The following is a 21499-nucleotide window of genomic DNA, read 5'->3' as shown; positions in this document are numbered from 1 at the left end:
TGATCAATCAGCTCTTTCGGGATCGAAGGAAACTGGGGTTTGACCTCCGAGGCCGGTTTCTTTTTGGTCGGCATACATGCTCCTTTTCAACATGTTATGCCCGAACACAAAATTTCTGACAGTCTCGCTGGGTTTGATTGGTGTGGTGGAGTTTTTCTTCAAGTGTTCCAATCCGTAACTCGCGCCTTCACTACCCTTCGCGAGGGCCATTTGGTAACAGGCCATGGCTCGGGATGGATCTTTGGTACCCCATTCACCGCTCGCGAAGGTGGATCCCAACTTGCTGATCGCGTTGGCATTGCCCATTTTCACGGCGCCCATCAGTGCTTGCTCTGCAAGCGCAGGATTTTTGCAGGGACCGTCGGATGTTAGTTCGTTCCCATCGCAGTAAAACTCGGAAAGTCCCATCGCACCGTTCGGCAAAGTAGTGGCCGCTGCTTTGAATAGTGACTCCAAAGTATCCGTCGGCACCTGCGGCGCCATGCCCGAGAGGCTCAAAATAGCGGCTTTATAACTGGCAAGTGGGTCTCCGGAGTGTGCTGCACATAACAAGTTTTCCAGCGTGGCCTCATACAACTCAACGGTGCGAGGCTGGTCTTCCGGTGCACCCAATGCTTCGAACGCCTCGGCACGCTGGAAACAGAGACTTTCTTCCTTGCTCATCGTCGGCGTACTCGCCGCGACCAGGTCTTTCTCGCGAATAGACCAGTCTTCAACACCTTCAAGCACCCAGCACGCCTGGCGGGAAAAATTGAAGACTTTGACGTTGCTCCAGCCGGCGCGTCGATCCACAACAGTGGAGTGGCTGTCGTCGTATTCCCAAATCACAACACCCGGCGTTTTGCGAGATTCAATAGGTGCTATCAACGGATAGGCCAATCCGGCGCCCTTCTCGCCCGTGGTCACAGGCTCGAAACGTCCCGGCTCGGCTTTTGGCTTTAACACCAACGACTTGACGGTAAACGCGGTGAGCCGGCGCTGTGCTTCGATATCGGCAGAAAACACTGCCAGGAACGGTAGGAAATCCTCGGATGGGCAAGCATTACTGGCGCTGCCTTTTTCGGATAACTGCGCCGACTGTGCCGGCACAATCTTGTCCAGATACGCCGAGCGCTCGCGGCTCATTCTGGCGATACACGAGTTGACCGCGAACACATGCGCCGGCATCCCCGCCTCGATCTCGAATGCCTCCAAAGGGCAATTCGCATCGCGCAATTTCAGCCACGCACGCTGCGACTCCTTGACCTTCGCCGCGTACTCCGCGCCCAACGCCGGATCTGTTCGATAGTCAGATTCAAGCCGCGTCATCAATTGCTTGTAGCTGAGGTTCAACTGCGTATCGGCAGCCTTCTTCGCTGCCTCCGAGCAGGGCACCATTTCCAGGCTTGATGTGACATGGCTGCAGTCGTCCTGCGCATAGGCCGCTGAAACCGGCAGTAGTAGTGCGACCAACAGCGTAAAAACAAAGCGGTTCACTGTGTTCATCCTTAAGTCATTCAGGATTTGCGCTCGGCGAGCCGGGGCCAAACCACGTTCACGCATGATAAAGAGTAGCCTGCCCTATTAAACGCAAAACATTGGCGGCCATCGCTATTTAGCGCCATTTATGCGATTTTTCCACTCTAAGCTCTGACAGCTTGGCTATTTAGCCAAAGGCGCAACCGCGATCTGTCTGGCACGATCGATTGTTAACCGAATCAAACAGCTTTCCGAATACTCTCCAAATATTGCGCTATTGCATTCAAGATCTCTGTTTTTCATCCAGGCTCTTTGAACCTCACGAAAAACATCTCTTTTGTCTTGACTCAAACGACTCGCTTTATCTCGGTAGGCAGAATTGAGCAGAGCATCGGCGTCCGCAAGAACCAACTGATAAATCCCTCGATCTTTTTCAATCTTTACTTGAGGCAGGCTTTGCGGGATATCCGAATCCCAATTATTCAATCCATTATTATCCTCAACAGTTAGCAATACTGTTTTATTGTCATAATATCCATACTGATTTTTTGTTGCCCCACTTTTATAGACCAACTCAATATATACCGGATCGCTTGCTCGCTGAGGGTCATTAAGCAATGTCTGGCTCGTCACTTTCACATTGCCATCGCCTTCATCTAACTGAATTCTGAAACAAGGGTTTGGGCCAGGCTGCGTAGCTGACTTACTGGCCTTCATGCAAGTGGCCAAGCTAGAGCCACTCGCCTCATCACTACCTGACTCAACATCTTGAATTCTAATCAACAACTTAATATCAGGAACTTCAGAATAATCGGCTTGCAGTATCTTCGCGGAGTAGAACGGCTCCGCTTGGGCCGCGCCGTTAAAAACCGAAAGAGTCACGACACAAAAAGGCAGAACAATATTTTTAATCACAAGCATTAATTCCATTTAAATACTGCACAAAAACTAATTTAACCATGAAATACACAAGACAGATAAAAACTGTTGTTAAATCTCCTAAGGCTACGAAACTAATCCGTCCAATAGTGTTGAACCCACCACAAATAAGTCTGTCACCTTTTCCTTCTGGCGTCCGTAGAAAAGCTCAGTGATCCGTTCAGTTCTGAACAGGCTTGCGACAGAAAATAGAGTCAGAACCGACAAACGGGCCAGATCTATTTATGTTCTCAACCAAATTCAAAGTGGTCGAGCGCAAAAATAAATCCGTCCATTTACCACTTTTCACTTCCTGATCAGCCAATGACAAATACCCTGCTCCCTACTCTGACTCCCCTTCATACTTATGAGATTCGACATTAAACTTCCAAATGTGTGGAGTGGTTAAAGACTTGCCACCTTTCTGCTGAATACTTCCATCCGAGTTTCGCTTATAAGAATATATCTTTATTTCTTTAAAAACATTCTTCTGCTCGCTCTCTGGCTCCACTACCTCTACCTTGGCAAAGTAATCTGCACCAATCAATTTCAGGTAACCATGGCACTGGAGTAAAAAACTAAAAACTTGATCCCCACTTGAACCAACACCTGTTGATGCTTCAAAAATAAAATCGTCATTCCCATCATTATTCAGATCACCGACATATATGATGCGCCCGTGATCTATCAAAAACTCCTTACCATCTTGCGTTGACAAGACCTTCGTCTTGCTGCTTCCAGATTTCCAATCAGTAATAAAACTTTTTGAATCTTGTTCCAGATTGCACACATTATCTACAGAAGACCATGCAGCTGCTGGAAGCAAGCTAATCAACAGTAAAAAATATTTCATAGATCACACATCCATAATGAAGGAATTTCTACCAGGTCTTACAGCACCTTGAGGGAGGTTAGCGCCATATAAAATCGCATTAGTGATGGAATCATTTAGAGCGGCAAGCTTCCTTTGAATTTCCTCGGGAAACCGGGGACAGACCACGTTTTTTAACAATTACTGAAAAGTGGTCTGTGCCCATTTCATTTATTAAACCTCTACTCCCCTGACCAATACCAAATCGTATCGCCCCATCGCGAATCATCTACATTCGGCATAATTTCGCCCTGTTTGAAGTATCGCCGAGAGTTAGCTTGCGCGGGAGTAAACCAATAACCCTGTTTACTACATGGTTGCCCCGAGTCAACACGACCAACTTGTGAGATGCTGGAGCCGGTATAGTTTCTAGCATACTCAACCAAGTCCTTCGGATAAACCATATGGTCTATTTTGCTATCATCAATCCCATAAAGAAATGCAATAGCACCTGCTTCAAAGGCCCAGTAACCAACGTAGCTACCATCATCACCATCAATACTTAAATGCGAGTCGTGCCAACTCGCCTGGAGTTCACCAAAAGATTCATACCACTGACCGCAATATTCATTCAGAAGCTTAGATGCTTCGGTTTTGCTAGAGGCATAAATTGATCTGATCAGCTTCGTATATACTGGGTGAAACCACTCATCTATATCAGCCCGCCCCGCCAAGTTTTTACGTAGCAAATCTTCGTACAGCGTATCCTCACTACTAAAGCCTGCTGCATCTGTCAAACTTACAAACCTGGCCAATAGATCATTCCGATGCAACAGGATGCACAGGCTGGCCACCTGAACAAACTCCTCAAAATCTGCTGGAGAATCTTCAAGATCTAATGGCGATATATTCGGCACACCCTCATACTCAGCCAAGGCATTTTGATACACCTCAAAATTTTGCACGACTCTTTCAAGCGGTTCAAACAACTCTGAAATAGGTTCGCCAGCTGTATACCTGATTATCAAAGCGCCGAGTGAATCCTGTTTAACCTCAAAGGCTTTCAAAGATGCTTCCTGGCCTGGAAAATCCTCTTCCAGATTGTGCGTACTCCAATACGATTCCGAAGCATCATAAAAGCCCACAAGGTTTTTATAATATGCCTCTGTAATAAACGGCTGCCTTCTATTCATTTTTATTTAAACCTCAAGCCGCAAAGAATCTAGTGCACCATGTTTTTTCGCCAGCGATTTTTTTCGCCTATTCACAGCTTGCTTTACCTCATCCTCACCATAGTGAAATGCGGCATGCTTTGCATGGCTGGATTCAGGGGATCCACTAAGAAGTGCCACAGCGTGCTCCTCCGGGCTTCCCGAAAGATGATACAACGGAGAAAAAAATAGATGCCTTGAGTAAGAATTAAGAATTTCTCTTGTCATCGTAACTCCCACAGCGTCCCTTAGATTTTTTGATATCCACTCTTTACTCATCTGAATCATCAAGTCGTTTTTTCGGGCTTTAGAGGGTTTCGCGGCCTTCACAGATGCATTATCAGAAGATTTTTTACCAGATACCTTTGTTCGATTTTTCCCCGTAGCTTTTCCAGTAGAACCATTACCATCTTTGACCTCTTCAATAGGTTCCAAAAGATCGCTTAATTGAGGTTCACCGGAAACACCGAGTTTTGAATTAATGCTCGGCTTACGAGTATTATTGAGTCTTCTCAAAAACTTCGGAGCATCCTCATTCTTGCTTGCTTTTGCCTCGACAATGGCAAATTTTCTTCCTGCGTTCGTCGCGGGATCTGCTCTCCATACAGCGTCAATGCCTGTGCCGTTAGCAGGATCCGACAACTTATAAAGAATAAAAATGGGGACAGACCACGTTTTTCGGATCATTTTTAAAACGTGGTCTGTCCCCATTTCACATTCCTATCTTTAAGCATCGCACCAAGATCAAAACCGTCTAGCTTAAAGTATAAATCCGATCCTTAGATTAGAATAACTTATCTATAGCAACCTGATCGTACCTAGTAAACACCCCTCCCAATGCGCCGGAAGAAACATCGAAATAGATTGGGCGATCCAAATCACCAACTTTATAAACAGAAAAAACTTGGCTTGAGCCAAATGAATGCTTTCCAGTCCCCTTTTCAATCACAGCTTCCGGCGCTGAAACACTCAAATTATCTTTTGAGTTATATATTCGCGACAACTTTGCCTCACCCAGTGTTGACTCACTAACCTCCAGTGGCAACGGAGGCACTCTCAACAAAGGCTCGATAGCTATATTATCGGTGGAACTTTTCCACTCATCTGAAAATTCGTAAATCGCCTCATCATACTCCTCTGCAAGAGGTCGATTTAGTCCACATACCGCCTTGTTAATAAGAATTCCGTTCTGCTCATTACGTACATTTGCATAAATGCAATCTATGAAGACGTCCTTGGCATTTCTCATCAGTGTAAAATAAGCTTCAAATGTTGAGCGGGACGCCAAATTTTCATAATGTAGGGCTTTCCCCCCATTAAAGTCGACTAGTTCTCTGGTTGTTTCTCCTTCACTACCAACAACGTTCTCGATCGTCCGGCTCCCGCCTGCCCAAGTCACGCTTAAACTTTTAGTTTTCGCATTCGCTAAATAAACGTCATTTTGGCCAGCCACAGAAATGCCAGAGACCATGACAACTGAAAACATTAAAACAGCTTGAAACCTTAACTTCATACTATTTCGTCTCCGGAGCAGAAGAAGTCGCTCTTAAAATTGATTCAAATTTAACAGCATAACTTGCAATAAGTTCTTTTCGGTCAGACCCATTGATAACCTTGCGAGCACCCTCATAATCTTTAGTTGAATTATTAACATAATCACTGAGCTTTTTGCCGGTAAAAATACCTTCCTTCATACCCCATATCATGATCGGTATCGAATTTTCGAATCCCGCAGCCTCATCAGGCCTATTCACAAAGTCAATACCGAAATGATCCTTAGCCTTTTGATAGTTTTTCTTCCATGTCAAATGAACAAGGCCTCGACCGCGATACTTAAAACCATCGCCTTGTACTGTATTGCCATTCGCGACTGCTGTTTGCCGGCCTTCTTCGGAACTCGCAAGAACAGGATCATACTTATTAAAATAAGAAACCTCACCATATTCTGGAGCCACACTAAAATATTCAGGTATCATAAATTGATAAGCCTCATGACGAGCAGTCGCAAACATATAAGACCATTCATATATGGTGTATACTTCTTTAGTTTCATCTATATATTTATTTATATGCTCAGCAATTTTTTGCAAATTAACTCTTGAGTTTGGAGTGAAAGCAGGAACATTTGGTTGAAATGACGCATGCTGTTCAGCGTACATCGCTACAAATCGCTCAACATCTATGAGCTGCGACCGGCTCATAAAATTACTCAACATTTCTATAGGATGGAAATGCCAAACCAGATCTGTATCTACGACTGCCTTCCCAATTAGGTCTTCCCAAAACACGTATTTCGTGATCCTTTCTTTTTCGTGTTTCAGCGTTTTCGGAGAATTTTCCAATAGCTGATCAAGTCTGCTCCACTTTTGAGCATCTGCTTTTTCTTTCCACTCAGTCGGATGATGGGCCACCAGCCTGGACCACTGCGAGCGCGTATTAGGTTTTTTCAAAGCCTCGGCCAACTCGGTCGGATCGACGTCCCCGCTCTGGTCTTTATCGATCTTCGCAAACAGATCCTGAAAGAACGTAGGCATATCTTTCGGATCGAGAAAGCCGTCCGCTGTCGCATTGGTTTCTTCGACGATCTGAAACCCCAGCTTTTCCCAATCATGCTGAGTGATGATTTGTGCACCGGCTTTCTTGACCAGACCATTGACGGCCTGAGCATTGTCGGTAACGGTCACATCGTAGTAATCGTCGGCGCCCACTTTGATGACCGGCGTCTTGTTCAAATCAACCGCATGTTCCGTTTTCAGCACCGTACTGTCAGTCGCAGGTGCTTTTTTCTTCAGCTCACCTCCGACCGGCAAATACAGGTATTGCTTGCCGATCTTCAGCCCAACCGTGTTCTTGAGGAAGTCTTTTACATCGGCTTCGGCAGTAAATATCTCGACGTGTACTTGATACTTACTTGCTACACCGCCATCTTCGCCGGTCAGATTTTCAGTCAATCCCAGATAACCGATCGGATCTCCCGCCTTGATTCCGGTGCTGGCAGGTTCTACAGAATTGAAGCTACTCGGGATTACATCCCAAGCAACGTAGTCGTTTTCCACAATCGCCCAGAAGCTGGTAGGAAGGCTTCCCGTCCCAGCCAAGCTACCGCTGCTGGTACATTTCGCCATTCGACGAATTGTCCCTGAAACATTGAGGTTCAGTACCTCTTTGCTTTCAAACTCCACCGTACTTTGAGGCGTAAGTTGCAGCGAGCCCATCTTAGCACCGGCAGTCTGCCCATTTTGGGCAGAGACAGGATCCTGATAAAGATCCAATCTCTTCAACGCGGTTCCCTTCACCTTACCTTGCCAATATTTGGGCTTTAAACGCTCCGGGATCGGGTCTGCCAGCCATATACGTGCGGGTTTGGAGTTTTTGTAGGGTTCTCCATCTTTCAAGTATGCGAACCAGACCTCTTTGCCAGCCTCGCGAACTTTGTGGCCACTCTTTTTAACGCTACCTGACAGGATTTTCCCTTTCGCATAGGTGACGTTGGCTAAGTCCTTTTGATCCAATATCTCAAGTTTGGTCCCCGCAACGAGCTTGCCAACGTTCTGAACGCTACTGGATTCAGGAAAATCGTCGTAAGCGTTGAAGTCACTTACTTTCATGGTCACTTTAGGCTTCGGAGTTTCTTCCTCCGTCAGTGGATAACGCTTGAAGGGCAGAAGGTGCATGTACAAGCTGTAGAAATTCAGCTTGTTTTGCTTGCCTTTACTCGGTCCTTCTTCTGGGTTTGACGCAGATTTATACTCATGTCGCACCAAACAAAATGAGTTGGAATACTTCAGTTTCTTCTCATTTTCACCGAACGTAGATTCCAGATAATCTTCGTTAAGGCGATAGGCCACGACTTCACCATCAGCCATACAACGAATCGGTTCGTTCAAAATACATTGAGGTGCGCTGGCATTGCTGATGTGAATCCCACCGTGCCAGAACTTGTTACTCCCCAACAAATAATGCCCGGATGTTTCATTCTCAAGTACCTTATATACTTCTTCCGCATCAGAAAACTGTTTACCGTCTGCTTTTCGAAATGGATATTGAAAATTTAATAACGGCACCGCTGCAGATGGAGCAGGTGCAGGTGCAGGGCTTGTACCTGTTCGAAAACTTTCCTTTGCTCTTAAGAATTTTGTAGCTTTCGGCCAATAGTAACTGGGTGGTTTGGGACCAAATATTGTTATCGCTGGCCCTGTACTATTTTGAGCACCAAATATGTGCCCAACTTCTGTAGCGGGGTTGTAGTCCTCGATAATCCCTGTATGAAAAATCGGATCACCTGGTTTGTTAGGAGTTGCATTGATCCATAAGGCGATGTCACCTCGCTTTACGCTCTGTGGCTCAATCGTTGTGTAGTAACTGGAAGTATCCATGTTACGGGTGTCTTCATACGGAATATTATATCCAGCGCCTGTCAGCAGCAGATTAACCATATGAGAACAGTCAATCTTTTTCTTACCGGCGGCGTTCGTTTGAAAACCATCGCCTCCCATTTTATAAACGTAGTCGCCACCGGTGTAGTTACTTTTTAAATCGAGTGGTTCAGTCATTTCTGCTTCCTGCAAATTAGTAGCAATAGCTGCTGTCTTCAGCTGATTGCGCTTTCAATCGATTAATATTTTTCAGGGCAGTTTCATTACCGTTATCCGCTGCCAAGCGATAGCAGGCCAGTGCTCTTGATAAATCCCGGGTTACTAGCCCTCCCGTTTCGAAGGAGTAACCTAAATAGTTCATTGCATCCGTCGACCCCATTGAGGCAGAACGAATAAGTTCTTTTTCGGCCTCATCGGGGTGTTGGCAAGCACCTTCTGCGGATGGGTTGTTTCCGTAACAATAAAATGTCGATAGAGAAGCTGCGCCATCCGCGAGGGTTGTTGCCGCAGCTTTGAAAAGCGACTCAACCTTGCCTGATTCCAACTGCGGTGCCATGCCAGAGAGGCTCAAACTCGCAGCATCCAAACTCGCCTGAGGATCCCCCGAAGCAGCGGCGCAAACATAGTTTTCCAACGCGGCCTCGAAAAACTCTCCTGTCAGATAATACTTTTCCAGTCCACCTAGACCTTCGAAACTCCGCGCGCGTTGATAGCAAATGCTCTCGGCCGTACTCATGGTCGGAGAACCCGATACAACAAGGTCTTTCTCACTAATCGACCAATCCTCAACACCTTCCAGAACCCAACACGCCTGGCGAGAAAAGCTAAAGATCTTGATGTTGCTGTTACCTGCACGCTTATCAACAACGTTGAAATGACTGTCGTCAACCGCTTCGACCTCGACACCTTCGGTCTTTCCTGTGGCTACGGGTGCCATCAGTGGAAATGCCAACGTCGAACTCTTAACCCCCGTCGTTTGCGGATCAAAGCTTCCGCTCTCCCCGGTAGGTTTCAACACCAGCGATTTCACCGTCATCGCAGTCAACCGCTGCTGAGTTTCGGCATTCGCAGAAAACGCCGGCAGAAACTGGGAAAAGTCCTCGGACGGACATTCATCCGCATAAGCGCTGCCATGAAACAGGCTCAACAGCGACGCGGTGAAAACCGCTATCGCGATGCCATTGCTCTTCTTCAAAACACCATTCATGTCGATCACTCGGAAAACACAAAAAAAGCTTTCGGCTTTACCTTCTCAGGCACCGCATTCCCCAACGCCTGATCCATCAAACTCCCCGCTTTATCCTTATCTGCCGCCCCCGGCAGCACCGGCGGTTTAATCCCGATCCCCGTGCCGGAGCCAGCCGAGCCACCCGCATTGATCTTGATCACCGGCCCAACCACCGTAACCCCACCGCCATCCAGCTTGATAAAGCTCCCCCCCCCAAGAATGGTCAGCTCTGTCCCGGCCTCAATAACAATCTTGTCCCCAGCCTTGAGGTGTATCTCTTTCCCCACGCTGGTGAGCTGCGCCGTGCCCAGCTTCACATGCTGGTTTTGCCCAACCGTCAGGTGATCATCCAGCTTCGCTTCAACCTTGCGGTCACTAATCGTGGTGCGGTGTTCTTCAGCCTTGAGTTCGGTGTAACTGTTCTTTTCGACCGTATCGTGACGTTCATTCCCGACCCGAATCTTCTGGTCATGCTCTACGTTTTCATCCCAATCCCGCTGCGCATGAATGTAGATCTGCTCCGCACCTTTCTTGTCTTCGATGCGCAGTTCGTTGTAGCCGCCACCACCCGGCGAGCTAAGCGTTTTGAACACGCTGCGAGTCTTGTTTGCCGGCAAGGCGTACGGCACCGGGTTTTCCTTGTGGTACAGACAGCCGGTCACCAGCGGTTGGTCGGGGTCGCCTTCGAGGAAGGTGACCAGCACTTCCATGCCGATGCGCGGGATGGAGATGGCGCCGTAGCGGTCGCCGGCCCAAGAGCTGGAAACGCGCAGCCAGCAGCTGGTTTTGTCGTCGGCCTGGCCTTCGCGGTCCCAGTGGAATTGCACTTTGATGCGGCCGTATTGGTCGCAGTGGATTTCTTCGCCTTTGGGGCCGGTGACGTGGGCGGTCTGGCTGCCGAGGACGCGGGGTTTCGGGTGCTCCAGCGGCGGGCGGTAGAACACGTCCCACGGGGTGGCGAGGAAGGTGTTGCGGTAGCCCTGGTGGAAGTCGTCCTTGTTGTCGGTGGTGTCGCTGGTCACGCCTTCTTCGAGGACTTGCGGCTGTTTGCCTTCGTGGACGATTTCGGTGAGCAGCCACAGGTCATTCCACTCGGTGCGCGGGTGGTCGGACATTTCCATGAAGTGGCCGCTGACCAGTGTGGTCTGGTCGCCGCGACCTTCGGCCTGGCGGTAGTCGGCGCGGTGGCGTTCGAGGGCGCGTTGGCTGAGGAACTTGCCGCGCGCGCGGTCGATGAAGCGGCCGGGGTAGTCGTAGTCTTCCAGATCCGGCTCAGTGCTGTCGCCTTCAGGCTTATAAGCAGCTTCCATTTGCAGGCGCGGTTTTTCGAAATCGTAATCGCGGCGGGTGACGCGGCGGGTGCGGGTTTCCAGGCGCAGCTTGAAGCTTTTGATCACCGGTTCGTCGGCGACCATGCCGCTGCCCTGCACGTAAGCGGTCGGCTGACCGAGCTTCGGGAACACGGTCTGGTCGTCGCCGAACACCAGCAGGTGGGCTTTTTCGCTGTGCTGGAAGTGGTAGTGAATGCCCTCCTCCTCGCACAGGCGCTGGACGAAATGCAGGTCGGTTTCGTCGTACTGCACGCAATAGTCGCGATCCGGGCACGGCTGGCTCAGCTGGAAGTTGTAAGCATTGCCCTTAATGCCGTGTTCTTCGAGGATCAGCGCGATGATTTTCGGCGCCGACATTTGCTGGTAGATGCGCTGGTTGGTGCGGTGATGCAGGTATTGCAGTTGCGGCACCATCGACACTTTGTAGCGGGTCAGGCGCTTGCCGGCATCGCCCTGGGCGACGCGGTAGATCTGGCCGTGGATGCCTGAGCCCTGCGGATCGAATGCGAGAAACGCCTGCTTGTGCAGAAGTTTTTCCAGGTCCAGATCCGGGTTCTCGCTGACCAGTTCGAGGTCGAAACGATACGGCTGGCTGATGCCTTCGGTGCCGACAAACGACAGCACTTGCAGGTCGCCCACGTAGTCTTCGACCTTGAGGCTGAAGTGGGTTTCGTTAGCTGAATTGAACATCGTGTGCTCCCTGTTCGAATGTCATCCGTTACGCCCGAAACCGCAGACGTTGTAGCCAGGACGAAGTGGCGCCCAAGGCGTCACGCAATTGGTCGGCAGTGATGGTGCGTGCTGCCGGATCAAAGCTCAGCGCGGTTCGCAGCGCTGGCCAGCCGTGTTTGGGTAAATTCGCCGGTGCTTGCAGTTCGCGCTCCAGGTGCTCGTCGCGGGCCTGGGTCGAGGGCAAGCGGCGGAACGGGTGTTTGCCGCTCGCCAGTTCATAAATCACACAGGCCACGCCGTACACGTCTGCGCTGGCCGACAAGGGTTGGCCCTCAAGCAGTTCGGGGGCGGCGTAGCCCGGGGTCCAGGCGTTGAAGCGTTCGCGGCTCAGGTGCGGCAGGCCGGGCAAGGTGCCCTCTTCTGCCTGGCCCAAACCGAAGTCGAAGAGGCGCAAGCCGTCTTCGCTGAGCATGACGTTGCTCGGTTTCATGTCGCCGTGCAGCACGCCGCGACGGTGGGCGTAGGCCAGCGTGTCGAGCAGCGGCAGGACGATGTCGCGCAGTTCTTTCCACGGCAGGCCCAGTGGCCGCTCGCAGAGCAATTTGTCCAGGGTCAGGCCACGCATGTATTCCATGGTGATGAAGGCCCGCTGGCAATCGGTGTCGACTTCAAAGGTGTGTGCGCGCACAACGTTGTCGTGGCGCAGGCGTCGGGTCAGGGCGAACTCGCCGTAGAGCAAGGCACTGGCGTCCGGCGATTCGGCAAATTCTTCGCTGAGGATTTTCAGCGCGATGTAAGGGTCGGGATCGCCGAACTGTTCGTGCAGCAGATCCCTGGCCCGGTAAACAGCGCCCATGCCGCCCGCCCCGAGCAGACGCTCGAGGTGGTAGCGACCGGCGAGTATGTCTGGCAGTGCACCGATGCTGGCCTTGGTTGGCGCTGGCAAAGGTTCTGCTTTGTGTTCCTTGGCGAAGGCAAAGTAGGTCAGGTTGTTGGCCTGTTCTTCGCTCATCAGCACGTCATCGATGGGTGATTCGATGTTGGTCATTGGCGGATCACCACGGCTGTCAGGTTGTCGCGAGCGGAGCCCCGCAGGGCGCCGTCGAACAAACGTTCCAGCGCCACATGTGGCGCGCTGAGGCTGAGGGCGTTGCCGAGGGCATCGCTGCTCAGGCCTTGGTACAAACCATCGCTGCACAGCAAAAACGCATCGCCCGGATACACCTCAAGTTCCAGTACATCCAGGGTCAGTGTTTCGGCGGCGCCGACGGCTCGGGTCAATGCCTGAGCCGCCGGGTGCGCTGCCGCCTGTTCGACGCTCATTTGCTGTTCGTCAATCAGTTGCTGTTGCAGCGAATGGTCTTTGGACAGTTGATACAAACGCTGCCCGCGCCACAGATAACAACGGCTGTCGCCAGCCCAAATGCAGGCCGCGCGATTGCCGTCCATCAGCAGCGCCACGACGGTGCTGCCCATGATGCTGTCGTGACGTCCGGCGGTGACGGTCAACTCTTGTCCCAAACGCCGATTCAACCAGTGCAGGCACTGGCGAATGGCTTTGAGGCGCTCGTCGAAGTCATCGTGTTGCGGCAAATCAGCCAGGCTGGCGACGATCAACTGGCTGGCGATGTCGCCACCCTGATGACCGCCCATGCCGTCCGCGACCACCCACAGCCCCTGCTGCGGATTGTCGAGGAAGGCATCTTCGTTGCGCGCCCGCACCTTGCCCGGGTCGGTACGGGCCGCGCTGCGCCAGGGACTGGCCACGAGCATCAGAGCTGCACCGGCATACGGAAGGTGCGCAGTACGCCCATGTCGAAAGGGTTCGGCGTGCGTTGGCTGGACAGCAGGTAGTTGGCACGCAGGCCACCCACATTGGCTTTGAGCACCAACACGTCACGACCGCTCAGGTACTCGGTCTGCATCAGGTCGAACAGACGGAACAGCGACCATGGGCCGGAGTTCTTCTCGATACCGATCGGGCGCCCCGCCATCTTGTCCATCACCAGGCTGGTGCGACCGTCTTCAGCATCGGTTGGCCATTTGAACGACATGGGCAGGATCGGGCCGTGACGGTATTCCATGGTCTGGTCGCCGAACTTGAATTCGGAACGGCTGACGGCAGGGTCGAGGGTGTACGGCTCCAGTTTGAACTGCACTTGCGGTTCGGCCGGGTTGATCGAGAAGAAGCTCTTGCGAATCGTCTGCGCAGCGGCCATCTGATCGAGGTAGACCTTGGACACCGGCAGGCTGTGGCCGTCGACGCTGCGCATCCGGTAGTTGCCCGGATCACCGCTGACAAACGGACGCATGTAGTTGTCGAAGAAGCGGTCAACAACGCCTTGCGCCTTGAAGAAATCGCGGAAGTCGCTGATCGCCACGTCGCTGGTGCTGCTGGCGCTGAACGGATAGCGCTTGCTGATGGTTTTGCCATACACGCTGTACAACTCGTTCTGATAACGGCCGTTCAGGTATTGGTAGGCATCGCTGAGCACCAGGCGCCAGGAGTCTTCGGCCAGCACGTTGAACCACACGCTGAGCGGACGCGGCAGACGACCGGAGGCATTGCGCAGGTTGGTCAGCGCATCACGCTGGCCGCCCATGCGGGTTTTCGCCAGTTCGAACGCGGCTTGTTCCGGCGTGCTGGAACGGGCCAGGCTGGCCAGTTGCAGTTGCAGGTCGTTGAGCGCGCTCAGTGCCGGGGTCAGATCAGCGGCCGGGCCGTTGTTGTCATCGAGCAAGCGATGCAGCGGTTCAAAGCGACGTTGCAGCGACTTCTTGGCAGTGTCCGGCAGGTTTTTCGCGACGTTCAGGGCCGAAGCCTTGTCGGCCACCGCCGACGCCAGTTTGCCGACTTTGCCCAGTTTGCCTTTCTGCCCAGCCAAGGCATCGGCAGCATCGCCGGCCTCGTCCACCGGATCAGCGGCCGCCGGGAAGCGGGTGTTTTCACGCACTTCGGTCAGCAATGCCAGCACCGGCGAGTTGGCCGAGGTCAGGCCCGCCAGTTGCTCGGCACCTTCACCGGCGTCGTTGATTGGCGGCAATGCCACCTGACCAACGGCTTCGCTCCAGTAGTTGGCGTAGTCGCGGAAGTACAGTTGCTCCAGTTCGACCATCAGGCGACGCAAGTCCATGTCGCTGATGCCCGCGCCTTCGCCCAGCACCCAGTTGTCACGCAGGATGTCGGTGACCAGTGCCGAGCCCTGCACTGAGAAGTACTGCTGATAGCCCTGTTGGGTGTAGAACCCCGGGATCACGTAGTCGGTGCCGATGAACAGCGAGCCCTGCGGGCCGAGGTGTTGGCTGAAACGGTATTCCGGCAGGTTGCGCGCCTGCTCGCGGAGCATGCGGTAGACCACGGTGGCCAACGATTCGCTGCGCAAGACCTGACGCGCCTGAGCCACCAACTGATCGTTCAGCGGGTAGATGAAAGGCTGTTTCAGCAGGCGTTCGAGGTGGTGGTTCAGGCCGTTCTGCACCGCGGTGTTGCCGGTGTAGCGCTGCGACCAGTCGGTGGCCACCCAGTCCTTGAGCCACGCCGCGTCGCGACGATCCTTCATGTTCAACATCAGGTACGCACGCAGGCTGTTGATCAGGCGTTCGCGGTCCTTCATGTTGGCGCGGATCTGGCCTTCGAGCAGGGTTGCGACGCGGGGCAGCAGTTGCGTTTCAAGCTCGCGTTCGTAAGCCTCCTTGACCACCGGATTAACGTCTTCGCCCTGATACAGGCCGCCACGCTCGTGGTACGACACGTCGCCCTTTTTCGGGAACGCCTGCGTCGCCGCGTAGCTGGTGTCGAGGGTTTTCAGCGCGCCCATCGCGTCATCACGCGGGGACAGCACCGAACGCTGCTGATTCCAGTTCTGCGCCAGATTGCGCAGGTTTTCCAGACGCTCGTAGTTGGCCGAGAAACCGCCCGCCCAGAGCATGCCGAACAACGCCAATGCCGCCAGTGCGCCGACGTACAGCGCACGTTGGCCCCAGTGGATGCGGCTGCGTTCGCGCTTGTCCAGACCGGCCAGATCGGCCTCGGGGAAAATCACCTGGCTGAACAAATGGTGGATGAATCGCGAGCGACCGCTGCGCAAGGTCGGCAATACACCGGCATTGATGCCCAGGTTGGCACCGATAGCGGCAGTGGTCGCATCCATCTCTTGGGTCAGGTGCGGTGCGCTGGTCAGGTAGAAACCACGCAGTTGCGTGGCACGCTGGTAACGGTTGCCGGTGAACGCCATGTCGACGAACAGGCACAGGCGCTCGCCGATCTGCCCCAATTGATGCGGGAAGTCGAGGATGCGGCCACGGCGCTGAGTGTCGCGCTCGGAGTGCATGCGCATGATCACTTGGCTGTTGAGGCGACGCAGCAGTTCTTCGAACTCGTTGCGCAACACCGCCACGTCGGTGCCCTGTTGATCCTTGCGGAAACTGGTACCCAGCACCTGATCGCTTTCTTCGCGGGTCAATTGATCGAAGAACTCGTCAAAACCCAGCAGCTTGTCGGCCTTGCTCAGTACCAGATACACCGGCACGTCGACGTGCAGCTTCTGATAGATCTCTTGCAGGCGACCACGCACCTGGCGCGCCAGGGTGTCGATGTCTTGCTCGCTACCACCGGTGAGGGTTTCCACCGGGATGGTCACCAGCACGCCGTTCAACGGACGACCGCGACGACGTTTGCGCAGCAGTTCCAGCAAGGTGGTCCAGGCACTGCCGTCGACGTCTACTTCGCCCTGGGTCATGTAACGCCCGGCGGTGTCGATCAGCACGCCGTGGTCGGCGAAGTACCAGTCGCAATGACGGGTGCCTTGGGTGTCGCGGGTCAGCTTGCGGTCGATCTTGTTGATCGGGAATTCCAGACCGGAGAAGTCCAGCAGGCTGGTCTTGCCGCTGGACTGCGGGCCGATCAACAGATACCACGGCAGTTCGTTGCGCCAGCGCTCGCTGCGGCCACGATACAGGCTCGAGGTTTTCAGGGTTTTCAGCGCGTCTTTGAAACGCACCTTCAACTCTTTCTGTTCGTCGTCGATCAGCTCTTCGCGGCGGATGCGATCCTGGCCGTCTTCGGTGGCTTCGACTTCTTTCTTGCGTACACCGGCGCGCCAGCTGACGAAGACCATGGTCAGGCCCCAGATCAGGAACAGCACGGCGATGGTCAACAGGCGAGAGGTCGGGCTCTCCCAGAACTTGTAGTCATCAACCGCCAACAACGGGCCAACGAACCACACCAGCAGTGCCACGAACAGCACCAGCAGCAGGGTCCAGACCCAGGTCTGGCGCAGGAAGGCGCCGACTTTCTTGAAAAACTTTTTCATCACACGTCCCTGTTTACGGCTGCGACTGCGGTTGAACCGCGGCTGGATCAAGCGGCTGGTAAGGTTGCAGCACGGTGTCGCGCTGCTCACCCAAGACCCAGGCGAAGCCCGAATACATCACCACCAGACAGACGAAAGTGAACAACACCACCATCCATGCCGGCACGATGCGCACCAGGTTGCGGCGCTGATCGTTCAAGCCTTCCCAATGCGGCGACAACTCACGCGGCACGTCGCCACGCAACTGACGGATCTGCCGGTACAAGGCATCGCGGATGCCTTCAAGCTCGAGCATGCCGCGTGCCTGTACGCGGTACTTGCCCTCGAAACCGAGGGACAGGCACAAGTACATCAGCTCCAGCATTGGCAGGTGTTTGACCGGGTTCTTCGAGAGCCGATCGAGCAGTTGGAAGAACTTCTCGCCCCCGAAGGTTTCGTTGTGGAAGCTGCTGAGCAGGCTCATCTGCGACCATTCGCTTTCGTTGCCCCACGGCGTGGTCACGACGGCTTCGTCGACCACGGTGCAGAGCACGTAACGCGCCGCCATCACCTGGCTGCTTTCGGCGCCGTTGTGCAGGGCGCTCACTTCAAACAGCTTGAGCCCGGCGGTCAGGCGCGCGTTGAGCGCATAAAGGTCTTCGCGGGTTTCGCTGTGCTTGAGGCGCACCACTTCCGAGAGCAACTCGGACGACGCGGCGACCAGCGAATTGAGGCTGATGTTGAACGCTTCCGCCGGGCGCACGCGTGCGGCGTAGATCATGCGTTCTTCCAGTTGCTCGAAACGCGGCGGCGCGGCGAAGTCGGTCAGTGGACTCGACGCCGGTCCGTGGCCCTGACGGTCGAGCAAGACTGTTTTGTCGTCCTGGCTGTATTCCGTTTCCGTGTTCATGTCGGTCAGTTCCTGATGGCCCAGAATTTCAGTTCAAGCTCGGCGAATTCGCCGGACACATGGAACGCGAAGCCGCCGGAGCGCTCGAGTTGTGCCAGATCTTCGGAACTGAGTTCGAGGATGAAATAGGTTTTGTTCGAGTGGAACGCGATCTGCCGTGGAGCGACGGGCAAAGGTTTGACCTTGATCCCCGGCAGGTGCAGGTTGACCAGTTGGCGGATACGCTCCACCGGGCCCACCTTGAGGTGCGCCGGCAAGCGGTGGCGCAGTTCTTCGGAGTCGCAGTTGGCACTGGCCGCCAGCACGAACGACGCCGAGCCCAGCAGTTTGTGGTCGTGCAACGGCGACACGATGATCCCGTACTGCCGCGCTTGCAGGATGAGTTCGATGGCGTGCTGCTCAAGCACCATCGACAGCACCTGACGGATCGCGTCCATCAGTTTGCGAAAGCTCGCGCCCTGGTCGGCGTGGGAGTAGCGGCTGTCCAGACGCGGGCGTTTGCTCTCGCCGGAGAACGTCGCCAGATCGCCGAGCATGGTCAGCAACGTGCGGTACAACTCTTCCGGGTGCACCTGCTCCAGCCCCAGATAGTGGCGCAGCAACAGTTCGGTGCGGTTGATCAGTTGCAGCATCATGAAGTCGCCGACTTCTGCGCCGCCGACCTTGCCGTTGGAGCGAATCCGCTCGGCAATGGTGTCGCCACGGTGGCTGAGCATGCTGATGACTTCTTTCAGGCACGACAGCAAGTAGCTGGAGGCATGAGCCTGAATGTAGGTCGGCACGAAGTCCGGATCGAGGCTGATCACGCCGTCGGGGGTGGTATCGAGTACGTCGCAGATCTTCAGCTTCACGTAAGCCTGATCGCTCTGCTGCTCGCCGAGCAACAGTTTGAAATCGGGGCGACCACAGCTGACCTGGCTGGCCGAGTCGTCGCCGGCGTTGGAGTCAGCGACTTCGGCGTCGTACGCGGTGTAACGCGCCAGCACATCGGATTGCTCCGGACGGCGCGACTCGATGTGGTTGCCGGTGACCAGTGGCAGCGCCAGGTAGATTGGCGTGTTGCCCGTGTTCGGCGGTACGTCCAGCGCCAGCGGTTCGGTGTTGCCACCGAGTTCGAACAGGCTGCCGTCCGGCAGAATCCCCGAGGCTTCACTGATCACCAGTTTGCCCATGTTGAGGAACTGCAAGTCGATCTCCAGATTGAGGAAACCCCAGGTGTAACCGCCCAGCAACTGGGTACGGGTTTTCATCTGGTGATCGTAATAGCGATCGTTGTGCTGGAAGTGCTGCGGACGCAGCAACATGCCTTCCTGCCAAATGACTTTATGGGTATTCATGTTCAGTCATCCGCCTTGGCGAGCACTTGATGGGTGTTGCGAATACCGGCCTGGTCGAGGGTCAGGTCCGCCTCGGTGATTTCCAGCGGGGTGATCTGCACCGTGTAGCGCCACTGGGTTTCCGGCAGGTCACGGTAGGCGGCGAGAACGCCAACATAGCGGCTGCCCTCCTCCACGCTGAGTTTCATTTCCACGGTTTCACCCGGGCGCAGTTCGAGTTCTTCGCTGGCCACCAGATCCGGGTTGAGGGATTCCTTGGCTCGCTCGTAGAGGCTGAAGAAGTCAGCGTTCTCGAAGGTCACCGGGTGCTTGAGTTCGAACAGGCGCACCACGATCGGCGACGGGCGGCCGTTGAGGTCAGGGTTCAACTGATCGCTGCCGGTCAGTTTCAGGTTGATCTTGGTCACTTTCGAGTACGGCGACAGCGACGAGCAACCGGCGAGCAGCACCAGCACGGTGAGCGCAGTCAGCGTCTTGAAAAAAGCGGTCGAGCGGCGAGACATGCGCATCATCCTTGGTGGTCGGTGTGGAGGGTGGAGATCAGGCGGATCTGTTCTTCGTAGGCCTGGGCGAAGTCGCGGGCCAGCAGACGCTCGCTCCAGTCATCGTCCTGACGCAGGGCCTGGTGGTAACGGCCGAACGCTCTCCAGCGCCCGCCCGACGTGGCGATCAACGGCTTGTTGTCGCGCTCGAAACGCAGGGTCAGTTGCTCGGGCGAGAAGTGTTCCAGCGTGCCGCGCACGGCGGCACGGCTGGCGGTCAGCAAAGCCACCTGATGCGCCTGCAAATCGCGGAACGCACGGGAAATCGCCTGTTCGGCCGGCAAATGCCCGGGTTTGCTTGGCTGCAACAGAATCTGCAGCGCTTCGCTCGGGTCGACGGCGAATTTCAGCGGGTTCTTGTTGGTGCCTTGCACGGTGGTCTGGGCCAGACGCAGCTCGTTTTTCAACTCCGAACGGGTGCGCAGGCTCTGCTGCAAACCACCGACGCTTTGACGCAGCAGACGCGCGGCGTTCAGCGCCAGGGCTTCGCGTTCGTCGTGGCTGACGCCTTTGAGATCCACACCCAGCGCGGCGCCGAAATGCTCCCAGAAACCTTCGCTTTGGCGCTCGACGGCTTTGGGTGCCGGAGCAGGCTCAGGTTCGGCGGGCGCGGCGATCAGCTCCGGCACCATCAGGCTTTCCATGTCGATGCGGGCGTAGTCGGCACGCTGACGGGAGTCTTCAGGTTTGGTGTTGGGCGCCAGCAGTTCGTCGATTTCCGAATAGACGCGCTCTTGCTGTTCGAGGGCGTTGAGCGGGTCGAGGTCGAGGAACGCGTCGTCCGGGATGATGCTGCCAGCGGCGCGTGGACGGCCGACTTCGCCGTCGAAGGTCGCCGGGTCACGCACCAGTCGCGCACGGATCTCGAAGTCGCCCAGCACGTAGGTGCTGCCGTGTTCGATGCGAACCGGCTCGCCTTTGTGCAGGCGTGCGCCGCTTGCGCCATCCTGGACACCATTGCTGCTGGTGTCGGTCAGGAAAAACGTGCCCTCACGGTAACTGACAATCACATGATGATTGGACAGATGACGCTTGCGGTCAGGGATGATCCAGTCGCAGTCCTCGCCTCGCCCGATGACGCCGCCAGCCTGTTTGAAGGTCTTCTGGCACAACTCGGTGGGCACGAACTGCTTGGTGTTCAGCATTTCGAAAACCAATTCCATGTTTGATGCTCCTTGCGGTCACTTGCCGCGATTGACCGCTTGCGGATCACCCAACGGGCGATAGTCGTTGTCGTTGAATTTGTAATTGCCGCTACAGCCGCCAAGGCCGCATAGAACGACGAGGGTCAGCAGGACAGCGTGCCAGTGACGAACAGACATCAGAGGGTCTCCAGGGGTAGACAAAGCACAAAGCGCCGACCCTTGCGGGCGGCGCTGAAATAGTTTTTTTGCGGCGAAGTCGATGATCTTGG

Annotated in this window: 17 protein-coding genes; all 17 read right to left on the bottom strand. The window is 54.4% G+C overall.

Annotated elements, in window-relative coordinates; translation table 11 throughout:
* Positions 1-3 precede the first annotated feature (3 nt).
* The 17 genes from AACY02_RS08445 to AACY02_RS08365 all read right to left on the bottom strand — a co-directional run bounded on the left by AACY02_RS08445 (position 4) and on the right by AACY02_RS08365 (position 21407).
* Positions 4-1476, bottom strand: a complete 1473-nt coding sequence (locus tag AACY02_RS08445; RefSeq protein WP_445261997.1) for a lysozyme inhibitor LprI family protein — start codon at positions 1474-1476, stop codon at positions 4-6.
* A 165-nt stretch (positions 1477-1641) separates the two neighbouring features.
* The gene (locus AACY02_RS08440; protein ID WP_339431536.1) at positions 1642-2388 is read right to left on the bottom strand and encodes a lysozyme inhibitor LprI family protein; all 747 of its coding nucleotides are present in this window, start codon (positions 2386-2388) and stop codon (positions 1642-1644) included.
* Positions 2389-2719: 331 nt separating this feature from the next.
* Positions 2720-3229, bottom strand: coding sequence for a hypothetical protein (locus AACY02_RS08435; RefSeq protein WP_339431535.1), 510 nt, complete (start codon positions 3227-3229; stop codon positions 2720-2722).
* Positions 3230-3429: 200 nt separating this feature from the next.
* Positions 3430-4380, bottom strand: a complete 951-nt coding sequence (locus AACY02_RS08430; RefSeq protein ID WP_206421370.1) for a PoNe immunity protein domain-containing protein — start codon at positions 4378-4380, stop codon at positions 3430-3432.
* A 6-nt stretch (positions 4381-4386) separates the two neighbouring features.
* Positions 4387-5109, bottom strand: a complete 723-nt coding sequence (locus tag AACY02_RS08425; protein WP_339431534.1) for a hypothetical protein — start codon at positions 5107-5109, stop codon at positions 4387-4389.
* 73 nt (positions 5110-5182) lie between these two features.
* Positions 5183-5911 carry a hypothetical protein gene (locus AACY02_RS08420; protein ID WP_339431533.1) on the bottom strand — a complete coding sequence of 243 codons (729 nt, stop codon included), beginning with the start codon at positions 5909-5911 and terminating at the stop codon, positions 5183-5185.
* A 1-nt stretch (position 5912) separates the two neighbouring features.
* The gene (locus AACY02_RS08415; RefSeq protein ID WP_339431532.1) at positions 5913-8951 is read right to left on the bottom strand and encodes a hypothetical protein; all 3039 of its coding nucleotides are present in this window, start codon (positions 8949-8951) and stop codon (positions 5913-5915) included.
* Between the two features lie 16 nt (positions 8952-8967).
* Positions 8968-9981 carry a tetratricopeptide repeat protein gene (locus tag AACY02_RS08410; RefSeq protein ID WP_339431539.1) on the bottom strand — a complete coding sequence of 338 codons (1014 nt, stop codon included), beginning with the start codon at positions 9979-9981 and terminating at the stop codon, positions 8968-8970.
* Between the two features lie 5 nt (positions 9982-9986).
* Complete coding sequence (locus tag AACY02_RS08405; protein WP_339431531.1) at positions 9987-12023, bottom strand: type VI secretion system Vgr family protein; 2037 nt, start codon at positions 12021-12023, stop codon at positions 9987-9989.
* 28 nt (positions 12024-12051) lie between these two features.
* Complete coding sequence (locus tag AACY02_RS08400) at positions 12052-13053, bottom strand: serine/threonine-protein kinase (RefSeq protein ID WP_339431530.1); 1002 nt, start codon at positions 13051-13053, stop codon at positions 12052-12054.
* Positions 13050-13778 (bottom strand): PP2C family protein-serine/threonine phosphatase, encoded by a 729-nt coding sequence (locus AACY02_RS08395; RefSeq protein ID WP_339431529.1) that lies wholly within the window; start codon positions 13776-13778, stop codon positions 13050-13052. The genes AACY02_RS08400 and AACY02_RS08395 overlap by 4 nt, the downstream gene beginning before the upstream one ends.
* Positions 13778-17317 carry a type VI secretion system membrane subunit TssM gene (gene tssM / locus AACY02_RS08390; RefSeq protein ID WP_339431528.1) on the bottom strand — a complete coding sequence of 1180 codons (3540 nt, stop codon included), beginning with the start codon at positions 17315-17317 and terminating at the stop codon, positions 13778-13780. The genes AACY02_RS08395 and tssM overlap by 1 nt, the downstream gene beginning before the upstream one ends.
* A gap of 13 nt (positions 17318-17330) precedes the next feature.
* The gene (icmH, locus tag AACY02_RS08385; protein ID WP_221734220.1) at positions 17331-18206 is read right to left on the bottom strand and encodes a type IVB secretion system protein IcmH/DotU; all 876 of its coding nucleotides are present in this window, start codon (positions 18204-18206) and stop codon (positions 17331-17333) included.
* A 5-nt stretch (positions 18207-18211) separates the two neighbouring features.
* Positions 18212-19543, bottom strand: a complete 1332-nt coding sequence (gene tssK, locus AACY02_RS08380; protein ID WP_221734221.1) for a type VI secretion system baseplate subunit TssK — start codon at positions 19541-19543, stop codon at positions 18212-18214.
* A gap of 2 nt (positions 19544-19545) precedes the next feature.
* Positions 19546-20046: a type VI secretion system lipoprotein TssJ gene (tssJ, locus tag AACY02_RS08375; protein WP_221734222.1), complete on the bottom strand. Its 501-nt coding sequence runs from the start codon at positions 20044-20046 to the stop codon at positions 19546-19548.
* 5 nt (positions 20047-20051) lie between these two features.
* Complete coding sequence (gene tagH, locus AACY02_RS08370) at positions 20052-21248, bottom strand: type VI secretion system-associated FHA domain protein TagH (protein ID WP_221734223.1); 1197 nt, start codon at positions 21246-21248, stop codon at positions 20052-20054.
* A gap of 18 nt (positions 21249-21266) precedes the next feature.
* Positions 21267-21407, bottom strand: coding sequence for a hypothetical protein (locus tag AACY02_RS08365; RefSeq protein WP_003229566.1), 141 nt, complete (start codon positions 21405-21407; stop codon positions 21267-21269).
* Positions 21408-21499 lie beyond the last annotated feature (92 nt).

Source organism: Pseudomonas sp. EA_65y_Pfl2_P78 (assembly GCF_963970495.1).
In the GTDB taxonomy this organism is placed as follows: Bacteria; Pseudomonadota; Gammaproteobacteria; order Pseudomonadales; family Pseudomonadaceae; genus Aquipseudomonas; species Aquipseudomonas baetica_A.
The sequence above is the reverse complement of the archived record's forward strand: the minus strand, read 5'-3'. Positions and strand labels throughout refer to the sequence as shown.

Excerpts from the sequence above, each read along its gene's own strand:
- AACY02_RS08400 (WP_339431530.1), bottom strand. The coding sequence starts at position 13,053 with ATGACCAACATCGAATCACCCATCGATGACGTGCTGATGAGCGAAGAA.
- AACY02_RS08420 (WP_339431533.1), bottom strand. The coding sequence starts at position 5,911 with ATGAAGTTAAGGTTTCAAGCTGTTTTAATGTTTTCAGTTGTCATGGTC.
- AACY02_RS08435 (WP_339431535.1), bottom strand. The coding sequence starts at position 3,229 with ATGAAATATTTTTTACTGTTGATTAGCTTGCTTCCAGCAGCTGCATGG.
- tssK (WP_221734221.1), bottom strand. The coding sequence starts at position 19,543 with ATGAATACCCATAAAGTCATTTGGCAGGAAGGCATGTTGCTGCGTCCG.
- AACY02_RS08415 (WP_339431532.1), bottom strand. The coding sequence starts at position 8,951 with ATGACTGAACCACTCGATTTAAAAAGTAACTACACCGGTGGCGACTAC.
- tssJ (WP_221734222.1), bottom strand. The coding sequence starts at position 20,046 with ATGTCTCGCCGCTCGACCGCTTTTTTCAAGACGCTGACTGCGCTCACC.
- AACY02_RS08430 (WP_206421370.1), bottom strand. The coding sequence starts at position 4,380 with ATGAATAGAAGGCAGCCGTTTATTACAGAGGCATATTATAAAAACCTT.
- AACY02_RS08365 (WP_003229566.1), bottom strand. The coding sequence starts at position 21,407 with ATGTCTGTTCGTCACTGGCACGCTGTCCTGCTGACCCTCGTCGTTCTA.
- AACY02_RS08410 (WP_339431539.1), bottom strand. The coding sequence starts at position 9,981 with ATGAATGGTGTTTTGAAGAAGAGCAATGGCATCGCGATAGCGGTTTTC.
- tssM (WP_339431528.1), bottom strand. The coding sequence starts at position 17,317 with ATGAAAAAGTTTTTCAAGAAAGTCGGCGCCTTCCTGCGCCAGACCTGG.
- AACY02_RS08395 (WP_339431529.1), bottom strand. The coding sequence starts at position 13,778 with ATGCTCGTGGCCAGTCCCTGGCGCAGCGCGGCCCGTACCGACCCGGGC.
- AACY02_RS08425 (WP_339431534.1), bottom strand. The coding sequence starts at position 5,109 with ATGGGGACAGACCACGTTTTAAAAATGATCCGAAAAACGTGGTCTGTC.
- AACY02_RS08405 (WP_339431531.1), bottom strand. The coding sequence starts at position 12,023 with ATGTTCAATTCAGCTAACGAAACCCACTTCAGCCTCAAGGTCGAAGAC.
- icmH (WP_221734220.1), bottom strand. The coding sequence starts at position 18,206 with ATGAACACGGAAACGGAATACAGCCAGGACGACAAAACAGTCTTGCTC.
- tagH (WP_221734223.1), bottom strand. The coding sequence starts at position 21,248 with ATGGAATTGGTTTTCGAAATGCTGAACACCAAGCAGTTCGTGCCCACC.
- AACY02_RS08440 (WP_339431536.1), bottom strand. The coding sequence starts at position 2,388 with ATGGAATTAATGCTTGTGATTAAAAATATTGTTCTGCCTTTTTGTGTC.